The organism is Microbacterium sp., assembly GCF_039812165.1.
Classification (GTDB): domain Bacteria; phylum Actinomycetota; class Actinomycetes; order Actinomycetales; family Microbacteriaceae; genus Microbacterium.
In genome coordinates this window covers 1-12,277 of sequence record NZ_JBDIAB010000076.1, presented here as the reverse complement: position 1 = coordinate 12,277, position 12,277 = coordinate 1, and the positions used below count along the sequence as shown (strand labels likewise).

The 12,277-nt window shown below is 71.5% G+C and carries 11 protein-coding genes; 8 read left to right on the top strand and 3 right to left on the bottom strand.

Annotation, left to right across the window (positions count from 1 at the left end):
• The 3 genes from WML84_RS08055 to WML84_RS08045 form a co-directional block, all read right to left on the bottom strand.
• The coding region (locus WML84_RS08055; RefSeq protein WP_347345629.1) for a DUF808 family protein at positions 1–196 on the bottom strand (196 nt) is incomplete at its 3' end.
• A gap of 61 nt (positions 197–257) precedes the next feature.
• Positions 258–2,138: an FAD-dependent monooxygenase gene (locus WML84_RS08050; RefSeq protein ID WP_347345628.1), complete on the bottom strand. Its 1,881-nt coding sequence runs from the start codon at positions 2,136–2,138 to the stop codon at positions 258–260.
• 23 nt (positions 2,139–2,161) lie between these two features.
• Positions 2,162–3,547, bottom strand: a complete 1,386-nt coding sequence (locus WML84_RS08045) for an MFS transporter (protein WP_347345627.1) — start codon at positions 3,545–3,547, stop codon at positions 2,162–2,164.
• 110 nt (positions 3,548–3,657) lie between these two features.
• Here WML84_RS08045 and WML84_RS08040 point away from each other — a divergent pair, with 110 nt between their 5' ends.
• The 8 genes from WML84_RS08040 (at position 3,658) to WML84_RS08005 (ending at position 11,983) form a co-directional block, all read left to right on the top strand.
• A complete protein-coding gene (locus WML84_RS08040; protein WP_347345626.1) occupies positions 3,658–5,199 on the top strand; it encodes a fumarylacetoacetate hydrolase family protein in 1,542 nt (513 codons plus the stop codon).
• Positions 5,193–5,891, top strand: coding sequence for a GntR family transcriptional regulator (locus WML84_RS08035; protein WP_347345630.1), 699 nt, complete (start codon positions 5,193–5,195; stop codon positions 5,889–5,891). The genes WML84_RS08040 and WML84_RS08035 overlap by 7 nt, the downstream gene beginning before the upstream one ends.
• Positions 5,892–5,912: 21 nt before the next feature.
• On the top strand, positions 5,913–7,460 hold the full coding sequence (gene hpaE / locus WML84_RS08030) for a 5-carboxymethyl-2-hydroxymuconate semialdehyde dehydrogenase (protein WP_347345625.1): 1,548 nt from the start codon (positions 5,913–5,915) through the stop codon (positions 7,458–7,460).
• 78 nt (positions 7,461–7,538) lie between these two features.
• Positions 7,539–8,696 carry a 3,4-dihydroxyphenylacetate 2,3-dioxygenase gene (gene hpaD, locus WML84_RS08025; RefSeq protein WP_347345624.1) on the top strand — a complete coding sequence of 386 codons (1,158 nt, stop codon included), beginning with the start codon at positions 7,539–7,541 and terminating at the stop codon, positions 8,694–8,696.
• A gap of 48 nt (positions 8,697–8,744) precedes the next feature.
• Positions 8,745–9,530 (top strand): 2-oxo-hept-4-ene-1,7-dioate hydratase, encoded by a 786-nt coding sequence (gene hpaH / locus WML84_RS08020; protein ID WP_347345623.1) that lies wholly within the window; start codon positions 8,745–8,747, stop codon positions 9,528–9,530.
• A 43-nt stretch (positions 9,531–9,573) separates the two neighbouring features.
• Positions 9,574–10,377: an aldolase/citrate lyase family protein gene (locus WML84_RS08015; protein WP_347345622.1), complete on the top strand. Its 804-nt coding sequence runs from the start codon at positions 9,574–9,576 to the stop codon at positions 10,375–10,377.
• Between the two features lie 145 nt (positions 10,378–10,522).
• The gene (locus WML84_RS08010) at positions 10,523–11,320 is read left to right on the top strand and encodes a transglutaminase-like domain-containing protein (RefSeq protein WP_347345621.1); all 798 of its coding nucleotides are present in this window, start codon (positions 10,523–10,525) and stop codon (positions 11,318–11,320) included.
• A 108-nt stretch (positions 11,321–11,428) separates the two neighbouring features.
• Positions 11,429–11,983: a hypothetical protein gene (locus WML84_RS08005; RefSeq protein ID WP_347345620.1), complete on the top strand. Its 555-nt coding sequence runs from the start codon at positions 11,429–11,431 to the stop codon at positions 11,981–11,983.
• The last annotated feature ends 294 nt before the right edge of the window (positions 11,984–12,277 follow it).

Below are 12,277 nucleotides of genomic sequence, written 5' to 3'. Positions count from 1 at the left end.
TGATCAGCAGGAACTTGTTCGCCAGCGAGCCGAGGGCGATCCTGCCGACGACCGGCAGCTCGCGCGCGGGCGTGATGCCCTGGACGTACTGCGGGGTGACCGCCGCGTCGTCGATGACGACACCGGCCGACTTGGCGGACGCCTTCAGCGCGGCCGCGAGGATGTCGTCGACGACGGCGAGCAGACCTACGGACACAGCGCTCGACTGTATGGGAACGGCGGGGTTCGCGCAACGCCCTGGCGTGCACCGCGACGGCTCAGCGCGCGGGCAGCAGGCTCTGCGCGAAGAACGCGGCCAGCTCGTCGGTCGCCGTCAGCGGCAGCACGGCCGCGACGTACTGGTCGGGACGCACCACGACCACGACCCCGTCGCGCGACAGGCCGCGCTCCTGGAAGACGTCGACCTCGTTCCACACGGTCGGCCCTGCGGCGAAGACCTTCTCCCAGTCGCGCAGGCCGAGCGGCCCCGTCTCGGGGCGGAAGACGGCGGGCACGGTCGTCACGTCGACCTCGTCGTAGCCCGACTGGTAGATCGCCTTGACGTCGAACACGGCGTCGACGTCCGCTCCCGCGGGCGTGTGCCGCGCGATCGGCGACCCCGGCGACGCCATCCACGAGGCCCAGGCCTCCAGCGCCGAGCCGTCCCGATCGGCGAACGCGTAGACGCGCCACCGCCCGTCCGCGCGAGCGTGGTGCCCGAGGTGCACGACGTTGCCGTCGGCGACCAGCGTCACGGGCGCGGATTTGAAGCGCTTGCCGACGGGGAATCCGGATGCCAGCCCCTGATGCGCGGCATCCCCCACCACGATCGACGGCCCGTACTGCGTCATGAACCCGGACGGGAACTCGGCCGTGCCGAGGTAGTACGTCGCCAGCTCGGTGGGATCGCTGATCTCCTCGGGCTTGCGCGCCATGAGCGACGACCACTCGCGGTCGAAGTCGATGAGCTGCTGCGCGACGGGCTGCCGCTCGGACGAATAGGTCGACAGGAGCGCCGTCGGCGCGAGCCCGGTCAGCACGTGCCCGAGCTTCCAGCCCAGGTTGAAGCCGTCCTGCATCGAGACGTTCATGCCCTGCCCGGCCTTCGCACTGTGCGTGTGGCACGCGTCGCCGGTGAGGAACACGCGCGGGTCGTGGCCCTGGTCGACGTCGACGTCGTCGAACTTGTCGGTGACGCGGTGGCCGACCTCGTACACGCTGTGCCACGCGACCTGCCTCACGTCGAGCGAGTACGGATGCAGGATCTCGTCGGCGTGCCGGATGATGTCCTCGATCGGCGTCTGCCGCACGCGGTGGTTGTCGTCGGCGGCGACCTCGCCGAGGTCGATGTACATGCGGCTGAGGTAGCCGCCCTCGCGCGGGATGTGGAGGATGTTCCCGACCTCGGAGTTGATCGCGCACTTGACGCGCCAGTCAGGGAAGTCGGTGTTCACGAGCACGTCCATGACGCCCCACGCGTGCGCCGAGACGCCGCCGAGGTGCTTGCGACCGATCGCGTCGCGCACGCGGCTGCGGGCGCCGTCGCAGCCCGCGACGTACCTCGCGCGGACGATGCGCTCCTCGCCGGCCCGCTCGCCCGCCACGTGCCGGATCCGCACCTCGACCGGGTGCTCGCCCTCCTCGTGCACGGTGAGCCCGAGGAACTCGACGCCGTAGTCGGGCACGATGCGGCCCGGCCCGTGGGCCGCGGCCTCGGCGAAGTAGTCGAGCACGCGCGCCTGGTTGACGATCAGGTGCGGGAACTCGCTGATCTTGAGGGCGTAGTCCTCGGTGCGCGCGGTGCGCACGATGTTCCGCGGATTCTGCGGATCGGGCGCCCAGAAGTTCATCCAGCCGATGTTGTACGCCTCGGCCGTGATGCGCTCGGCGAAGCCGAACGCCTGGAAGGTCTCGACGCTGCGCGGCTGGATGCCGTCGGCCTGGCCGAGCACGAGTCGACCCTCGCGGCGCTCGATGATGCGCGCGTTCACGTCGGGGAACTGCGACAGCTGAGCGGCGAGCAGCATGCCGGCGGGGCCGGACCCGACGATCAGGACGTCGAGCTCGTCGGGGAGGTCGACCGCGCGGTCGAGGCCGAGGCCCGCGGCCTCGTGCACCCGCGGGTCGCCCGACACGTAGCCGTGGTGGTGGAACTGCATCGTCGTCGTCCCTTCCTGCTCGTTCAGGCCTTGGACAGCCCGTAGATCGGGCTCTTCGCCTGCTCCTCCTCGTGGTCCGGCCCGAGCGGGATGCCGGAGCGGTCGCGCAGGAGGAGCGTCGCGATCAGGCCGAGCGTCGTCATGCCGGCCAGGTACCACGTGACGGATGCCGTCGACCCGGTCGCCTGCACGAGCGCCTGCGCGATCGTCGGGGCGAACGCGCCGCCGAGGATCGCGCCGATCGCGTACGAGATCGACACCCCCGAGAACCGGATCGACGCCGAGAACAGCTCGGAGTACAGCGCCGCCTGCGGGCCGTAGGTGAGCCCGAGGCCCACCGTGAGCGTCATCAGGCCCACCGTCAGCAGGCCGAGCTGACCCGTGTTCACGAGCGGGAAGAGCAGCAGCACGCCGGCGAACTGCAGGATCCATCCGATGATGTAGGTCGTGCGACGGCCGATCCGGTCCGAGATCCAGCCGCCGATCCACGTGAACACGAGCCACGACACCGCCGAGGCGGTCACCGCCCAGAGCACCGGGGCGGGCTCCAGCCTGATCGGGCCGTCGGGGTCGGTCGCGTAGCGCTGGATGTACCCGCCCGTGGTCATGTAGCCGACCGCGTTGTTGCCGGCGAACACGAGCGCCGCGACGAGGACCAGCAGCGTGTGCTTGCGGAACAGCTGCACGATCGGCATCTGCGTCTGCTCGGCCCGCTCGGCGATCTCGACGAACACCGGGCTCTCCTCCACCTTGCGGCGGATGTAGTAGCCGACCAGGATCAGCACGACGCTGAACAGGAACGGCACGCGCCAGCCCCAGTCGAGGAACGCCTGCCCGGGAGCGATGACCGCCATGAGCGCCATGACGCCGGAGGCGAGGAGCAGGCCCAGCGGCACGCCGATCTGCGGCGACGCGCCGAACAGGCCCCGCTTCTTGCGCGGCGCATGCTCCACGGCCATGAGCACCGCGCCGCCCCACTCGCCGCCGGCGGAGATGCCCTGCAGGATGCGCAGGACGATGAGGAGGACGGGAGCGGCCATGCCGATCGCGGCATATGTCGGCAGGAGGCCCACGAGCGTCGTCGCGACGCCCATCAGGACGAGCGTGAGCATCAGCACGAGCCGGCGCCCGTACTTGTCGCCGAAGTGCCCGGCCAGGAAGGCTCCGAGCGGGCGGAACAGGAAGCTGATGCCGACCGTGAAGAAGGAGAGGATCTGCGCGAACTGCTCGCCCGCGGGCGCGAAGAACAGCTGGCCGAACACGAGGCCGGCCGCCGACGCGTAGATGAAGAAGTCGTACCACTCCACGGTCGTGCCGACGACGGTCGCGAACACGACGCGGCGGCGGTCGGCGGTCGTGGCGATCGTGCCGGTCGGGGTGAAGCCGTCGGGCGGGGTGGAACTCATCATTGACTCCTGGGTCGACGTCGCTGTCCGGCGCGGGCCTCGGATGCGGCCCTTGCCTCTCGTGACCCCGATGATATACGATTTCGAATATCACGCAAGGGGCGAGGGAGCTCATGACCACAGGAACGGATGCCGTCGCGGATCGCCGCTTCACGGGACTGCCCGGCCGGCCCGGCAAGATCGTCGCGGTCCACATCAGCTACGAGTCCCGTGCCGCGCAGCGCGGGCGTCGCCCCGCGCATCCCTCGTACTTCTTCAAGCCGTCGAGCTCGGTCGCGGCATCCGGATCGACGATCGAGCGCCCCGCCGGCACCGAGCTGCTCGCGTTCGAGGGCGAGATCGCGCTCGTGATCGGCACCCCCGCGCGACGCGTGTCGCTCGCCGACGCGTGGAGCCACGTCGCCTGGGTCACCGCGTCGAACGACTTCGGCCTGTACGACCTCCGCGCGAACGACAAGGGGTCGAACGTGCGCTCCAAGGGCGGCGACGGCTACACGCCGATCGGGCCCGCGCTCATCGACGCCCGCACGGTCGATCCGGGCGCCCTGCGCCTGCGCACGTGGGTCGGCGGCGAGCTCGTGCAGGACGACACGACCGCGGATCTCATCTTCCCGCTCGCGCAGTTCGTCGCCGACCTGTCGCAGCACTTCACGCTCGAGACCGGCGACGTCATCCTCACCGGCACCCCGGCCGGCTCGACCGTGGTCGTCCCCGGCGACGTCGTCGAGGTCGAGGTCGACGCACCGGCCACCGGCGCCGCCTCCGGGCGGCTCGTCACGACGGTCGTGCAGGGCGACGGACCGGCCCACGACCCCGCGCTCGGATCGCTGCCGGCCGTCGACGACACCCAGCGCGAGGAGGCGTGGGGCTCGCGCGCGGCCGCGGGCCTGCCCCCGCTCGATGCCGACGACGCCTCTCCCGCCCTGCCCGACGCGCTGCGCGCCAAGCTCGAGCGGGTCCCGGTCGCGGGTCTGTCGGCGCAGCTGCGCAAGCGCGGCCTGAACCAGGTCTCCATCGACGGCGTGCGGCCGCTGCATCCGGCGGCCAAGCTCGTCGGCGTCGCCAAGACGCTGCGCTTCGTGCCGGGCCGCGAGGACCTCTTCACGAGCCACGGCGGCGGCTACAACGCGCAGAAGCGCGCGTTCGACGCGGTGCGCGCCGGCGAGGTCATCGTGATCGAGGCGCGCGGCGAGACCGGCTCGGGCACGCTCGGCGACATCCTCGCCATCCGCGCGCACGCGCAGGGCGCGGCGGGAATCGTCACCGACGGCGGCGTGCGCGACGCGGATGCCGTGACCGCCGTGGGCATCCCGGTCTACACGGCCGGCCCCCACCCCGCGGTGCTCGGCCGCAGGCACGTGCCGTGGGACGTCGACGTGACGGTCGCGTGCGGCGGGGCGACCGTGCAGCCGGGCGACGTGATCGTCGGCGACGCCGACGGCGTGATCGTCATCCCGCCGGCCCTCGCCGAGGAGGTCGCCGACGCCGCCCTCGCGCAGGAGGACGAGGACGCCTGGATCGCGGCTCGCGTCGCGGAGGGCCACCCCGTCGACGGGCTCTTCCCCATGGACGCCGAATGGCGCGCCCGCTACGACGCCGACCGCGCGGCGTCGGCGCAGCCGTCGGGCGACGGCACGGGGGACGAGCGATCGTGACCCCCGCCGACACCTCCGCGGAGGCGCTCAGCAAGTCGCAGCGCGCGTACCGCTGGATCAAGGAGCGCATCGCCGCCCAGGAGTTCACACCCGGCTACCGGCTCGTCCTCGGGACGATCGCCGGCGAGCTCGACATGAGCGTCGTGCCCGTGCGCGAGGCGATCCGCCAGCTCGAGGCCGAGGGCCTCGTCATGTTCGAGCGCAACGTGGGCGCACGCGTCTCGATGGTCGACGACTCCCAGTACCGCCACAGCATGCAGGCGCTCTCGCTGCTCGAGGGAAGTGCCACCGCCCTGGCGGCGCGACGGCTGTCGACCGACGACGTCCGGCAGGCGCGGCAGCTCAACGAGCTGATGATCGAGACGCTCGACCACTTCGATCCGCGGTCGTTCACGCGCCTCAACCACGAGTTCCACGCGACCCTGTTCCGCGCGTGCCCCAACCCTCGTCTGCTGGAGCTCGTCGAGGCGGAGTGGGCGCGCCTGGGGCACCTGCGCGACTCCACGTTCAGCTTCGTCCCCGGCCGCGCGCGCGAGTCCGTGCGCGAGCACGAGGGCATTCTCCAGCTCATCGAGTCGGGCGCGCCGCTCGGCGAGATCGAGAAGGTCGCGCGCCGTCACCGTGCGGCCACGCTCGACGCCTACATGATCCACGAACACCCCGACGAGACGCTCGGGCTCCCCGTCTACTGACCGACGACACCGGAGGCATCCATGACCGACACCACCACGGCGCACGTCCCCGCCGATCTGCCCGACCGCATCCGGCACTACATCGACGGCGCGTTCGTCGACTCGGTCGACGGCGACACGTTCGACGTGCTCGACCCCGTCACGAACGAGACCTACGTGCGGGCCGCCGCCGGCAAGAAGGCCGACGTCGACCTCGCCGTGGCGGCAGCCACGCGCGCGTTCCGCGAGGGGCCGTGGCCGCGCATGCTTCCCCGCGAGCGCTCGCGCGTGCTGCACCGCATCGCCGACATCGTCGAGTCGCGCGACGCGCGGCTCGCCGAGCTCGAGTCGTTCGACTCGGGGCTGCCGATCACGCAGGCGCTCGGGCAGGCCCGGCGGGCGGCGGAGAACTTCCGCTTCTTCGCCGACCTGATCGTCGCGCAGGCCGACGACGCGTTCAAGGTCCCCGGCCGCCAGATGAACTACGTCAACCGCAAGCCGATCGGCGTCGCGGGCCTCATCACGCCGTGGAACACGCCGTTCATGCTCGAGTCGTGGAAGCTGGGCCCGGCCCTGGCCACCGGCAACACCGTCGTGCTCAAGCCCGCCGAGTTCACGCCGCTGTCGGCGTCGCTGTGGGCGGGCATCTTCGAGGAGGCGGGCCTGCCGCAGGGCGTCTTCAACCTCGTCAACGGGCTGGGGGAGGATGCCGGCGACGCCCTCGTCAAGCATCCCGGCGTGCCCCTCATCTCGTTCACCGGCGAGAGCCGCACGGGCCAGATCATCTTCGGCAACGCCGCGCCGTACCTCAAGGGCTTGTCGATGGAGCTCGGCGGCAAGAGCCCGGCCGTCGTGTTCGACGACGCCGACCTCGACGCCGCGATCGACGCGACCATCTTCGGCGTCTTCTCGCTCAACGGCGAGCGCTGCACCGCCGGCTCGCGCATCATCGTGCAGCGCGGCGTCTACGACGAGTTCGTCGAGCGCTATGCGGCGCAGGCCAAGCGCGTCAAGGTCGGCTACCCGCACGACCCCGCCACCGAGGTCGGCGCCCTCGTCCATCCCGAGCACTACGACAAGGTCATGAGCTACGTCGAGATCGGCAAGTCCGAGGGGCGCCTCGTCGCCGGCGGCGGCCGCCCCGACGGGTTCGAGACCGGCAACTTCGTCGCCCCGACGGTGTTCGCCGACGTCGCGCCCTCGGCGCGCATCTTCCAGGAGGAGATCTTCGGCCCCGTGGTGGCGATCACCCCGTTCGACACCGACGAGGAGGGCCTCGCCCTCGCGAACGACACCAAGTACGGGCTCGCCGCCTACATCTGGACCAACGACCTCAAGCGCGCCCACAACGTCGCGCAGAACGTCGAGGCCGGCATGGTGTGGCTGAACTCCAACAACGTGCGCGACCTGCGCACCCCGTTCGGCGGGGTCAAGGCATCCGGTCTCGGACACGAGGGCGGCTACCGCTCGATCGACTTCTACACCGACCAGCAGTCCGTGCACATCACGCTCGGCAAGGTGCACAACCCCACCTTCGGCAAGCAGGTCGTGCACACCGAGTCCGACATCGACGACCCCGACCCCCGCTGACCGACTCGCCCGGCGCCCGGAAGCCGCACCGGCCGCCGGGCGAGCGCACCCACGAACCACAAGAGCAAGGACGCTGACATGGCACTCGACCGCACCCCCACCTCCTCCGGCTTCTACGTCACCGAGGAGGCGCCGATCCACTCCGACAATCCGGTGCCCACGCCGCGGTCGGCACCGCCCGACATCCTGCGCTGCGCGTACATGGAGATCGTGGTCACCGACCTCGCGGCATCCCGCCGCTTCTACGTCGACGTGCTCGGCCTCACCGTGACCGAGGAGGACGAGAGCACCGTCTACCTGCGCTCGCTCGAGGAGTTCATCCACCACAACCTGGTGCTCCGCCAGGGGCCCGTCGCCGCGGTCGCCGCGTTCAGCTATCGCGTGCGCACGCCGGAGGACCTCGACAAGGCCGTCGCGTTCTACACCGAGCTCGGCTGCGACGTGCGCCGCGAACCGGACGGCTTCACGAAGGGCATCGGCGACTCGGTGCGCGTGGTCGACCCGCTCGGCTTCCCGTACGAGTTCTTCCACGACGTCGAGCACGTCGAGCGGCTCGCCTGGCGCTACGACCTCTACACGCCGGGTGCGCTCGTGCGCCTCGACCACTTCAACCAGGTCACCCCCGACGTTCCCCGCGCCGTGAAGCACTACCAGGACCTCGGCTTCCGGGTCACCGAGGACATCCAGGACGAGGAGGGCACCGTCTACGCCGCGTGGATGCGCCGCAAGCCGACCGTGCACGACACCGCCACGACCGGCGGCGACGGCCCGCGCATGCACCACGTCGCCTTCGCGACGCACGAGAAGCACAACATCCTCGCCATCTGCGACAAGATGGGCGCCCTGCGCATGTCGGACCGCATCGAGCGCGGCCCCGGCCGGCACGGGGTGTCGAACGCGTTCTACCTCTACCTGCGCGACCCCGACGGCCATCGCGTCGAGATCTACACGCAGGACTACTACACCGGCGACCCCGACAACCCGGTCGTCACGTGGGACGTGCACGACAACCAGCGCCGCGACTGGTGGGGCACCCCGGTCGTGCCGTCGTGGTACACCGACGCGTCGCTCGTGCTCGACCTCGACGGCAACCCGCAGCCCGTGGTGGCGCGGACGGACGCCTCGGAGATGGCGGTCACGATCGGCGCCGACGGCTTCAGCTACACCCGCGGCGACGACGCCGAGGCCATGCCGGAGTGGAAGCAGGGCGAGTACAAGCTCGGCCACCAGCTCTGAGCAGACCGCCGACCCGGCTAGTCTCGCCACAACGGAAAGGACCAGAGGATGCTCGACCCCGACACCATCGCGGCGATCGCCGACGAGCTGGCCGAGGCCGACCGCGCGCACGGCGTGATCCCGCGGATCACCGCCCGCTACCCGGAGGCGACGGTCGAGGACTCGTACGCGATCCAGGCCGTCTGGCGCGACAAGAGCCTCGCCGCCGGCCGGCGCCTGGTCGGCCGCAAGATCGGCCTCACCTCGAAGGCGATGCAGCAGGCCACCGGCATCAGCGAGCCCGACTACGGCGTCATGTTCGACGACACCGTGTGGGAGAACGGCTCGCAGATCCCGGTCGACCTGTACTCCAACGTGCGCATCGAGGTGGAGCTCGCCTTCGTCCTCCGCTCCCCGCTCGAGGGGCCGGCCTGCTCGCTGTTCGACGTGCTGCGGGCGACCGAGTACGTCACGCCGGCCCTGGAGATCCTCAACTCCCACATCGAGCTCGAGGGCCGCACGATCGTCGACACGATCAGCGACAACGCCGCGTACGGCGGCATGGTGCTCGGCGGCAACCCGATGCGGCCCGACGAGATCGACCTGCGCTGGGTGTCGGCGCTCCTCTACCGCAACGAGACCGTCGAAGAGACCGGGGTCGCCGCGGGCGTCCTGAATCACCCGGCGACGGGCGTCGCGTGGCTCGCGAACAAGTTCCACCAGCACGGCTCACGCCTGGAGGCGGGCGAGATCATCCTCGCCGGCTCGTTCACGCGACCGCTGTGGGTCTCGCGCGGCGACACCGTGCTGTGCGACTACGGACGGATGGGGACGGTGTCGTGCAGGTTCGTCTGATCGCGGTCCCGCGCTCGGTCAGCGGTCTCGGGAGCGTGGAGCCATGTCGTTCCGCCTGAGACCGACGTTCCGCGACGCGCTGGCCGAGGCATCCCGCCCCCTCACCGGGATGTGGGTGTGCTCCGGCTCGCCGCTCGTCGCAGAGATCTGCGCCGGTGCGGGGCTCGACTGGCTGCTCGTCGACATGGAGCACTCGCCCAACGGGCTCGAGTCGGTGCTCGCACAGCTGCAGGCCGTCGCCGCCGAGCCGGTGACCCCGGTCGTGCGCGTGCCGATCGGCGACGTCGTCACGATCAAGCAGGTGCTCGACCTCGGCGCGCAGAACCTGCTCGTGCCGATGATCTCCACCGCCGACGAGGCGCGCGAGATCGTCGCCGCGGTGCGCTACCCGCCCCGCGGGCGGCGCGGCGTCGGCTCCGCGCTCGCGCGGTCGGCGCGCTGGAACCGCGTGGACGGGTATCTGACGGATGCCGACGCGCACGTCTCGCTGTTCGTGCAGGTCGAGACGGCCGAGGGCGTCGAGAACGCCGCCGCGATCGCCGCGGTCGACGGCGTCGACGGCGTGTTCGTCGGCCCGAGCGACCTCGCCGCGTCGATGGGCGTGCTCGGACAGCAGACCCACCCCGACGTGACCGCCGCGGTGCTGCGCGCGTTCGAGGCGGTCCACGGCGCCGGCAAGCCCGTGGGCGTGAACGCGTTCGACCCCGCCGTCGCCCAGTCGTACATCGACGCCGGCGTCGACTACCTCCTCGTCGGAGCGGACGTGGCGCTCCTCGCGCGCGGCTCCGAGGCCCTCGCCGCCCGCTGGGTGCCCGCCGCCGACCGCACCGAGCGCGCCGGCTACTGACCCGGACTAGGCACCCCTATCCGCGAGACTCCATTGGTGCGTCGAGACTGCGCGCTACGCAGGCAGTCTCGACGCACGGTTGGAGTCTCGCGGATGTCAGTTGGAGACGGCCCGGGCGTCGGCGGGGGCTGTCATGCTGGAGGTCATGCAGCGAGACGTGTCCAGCCGGATCGAACTGTCCGTGACCGAGACCGCGGACCTCGTGTTCGCGATCGCCGTGTCGGCGCACTACGTGCCCGAGGCCGAGACCCTCACCGCGACGCTCGACGGCGTGCCCGTCGACGCGGTCGAGCTGCGCGACGCGTACGGCACCCGCCTGCACCGCGTGCGGAGCGAACCGGGGCGGCTGATCGTCGAGTACTCGGCGCGCGTGGCCGGAGCCGGCCAGGCCGACGGCGCATCCGAGGTCGACCTCCTCGTCTCCGGACGGCCCAGTCGCTACGCCGAGTCCGACGCGCTCGCACCGACCGCGAACGCCGAGTTCTCCGGCATCCCGTCCCCCGCCGACGTGCTCGCGGCCGTGTCGTCGTGGGTCGGCACGCAGCTGTCGTACGTGCCCGGCTCGTCGCTGCCGACCGACGGCGCCGTCCGCACGCTGCTGGCCCGGCAGGGCGTGTGCCGCGACTACGCGCACGTGTGCGTCGCGCTGCTGCGCGCCCTCGGCATCCCGGCGCGCCTCGTCGCGGTGTACGCGCCGGGGCTCGAACCGATGGACTTCCACGCCGTCGCCGAGGCGTGGATCGACGACGCCTGGCGCGTCGTCGACGCCACCACGCTCGCGCCGCGGTCGACGCTGGTCCGCATCGCGACGGGACGGGATGCCGCCGACACCGCCTTCCTCACCGTGGTCTCCGGTCGCGCAGACCTCGTGGGCGTCGAGGTGACCGCGGTCGCCGACGCCCTGCCCGACGACGACGTCACGGAGCTCGTCTCGATCGCCTGAGCCGGGCTTCCGCGCGCACGCACCGCCCACGAGCTGCGGCACGGCGTGACGGGGCTGCACGCCGTCGACATCCGCCCGCGCGCCGACACGGCGTGAGACGCTTGATGCATGAAGAAGTGGATCGTCCGATTCGTCTCGCTGCTCGTCTACAACGTCGCGGTGCTGCTGCTGATCGGCGCGCTCACTTCGGCGCGCGTGGGTTGGGCGGCGCTGTGGGCGGGCATCGTCATGACCGCTCTGGTGATCTGGGTGAAGCCCCTCGTGACCACGTGGTTCCGCTCGATGGCGGCCAAGTCCGCGCGCCAGCGGACGAAGGTCGGTGAGGCGCTCGTCCAGGGCGTCCTCGCGTTCGCCGTCGCCCTCGTCGTGTGGATCGGCACCGTGCTGCTCTCGCGCGTCACCGTCGGCGGGTTCTGGGGCTGGGTGCTGCCCCCGCTGCTGCTGCTCGCCGGCTGGGCGATCTACGCCGCGATCGACGAGAAGGTCGAGGCGCAGACGTCGTCGCTGTACGACCGCGCCGAAGCCGGCATCCGCAGCGGTCGCAGGTCGTCGTCGACGGATGCCGCGACCTCGGCCGGTCCGTCGCCCGAGACGCGCGCCGCGCGGGCCGAGCTGAACGACGGGCTCACCCCCGAGCAGCGCCGCATGCTCGACGAGCTCTGACCCGACGCGCCCGGCCGGGCGTCGCCGGTCCCCCGGAGCGCCGAGTCACTGCGCTACCGCCCGCTCACTGCGCACCAGCACAGTGACCCGGAGCTACGGCAGTGACTCGCGGGAGCAGGTGCGGGAGGGACGCTCGAGCATCCAGCTCCCCCCGCCTGAACCCCGCCGACCCGCGAGTCACTGCGCTACCGCCCACTCACTGCGCACCAGCACAGTGACCCGGAGCTACGGCAGTGACTCGCGGGAAGGGAGCGCGGGAAGGGAGCGCGGGAAGGGAGCGCGGGAAGGGAGCGC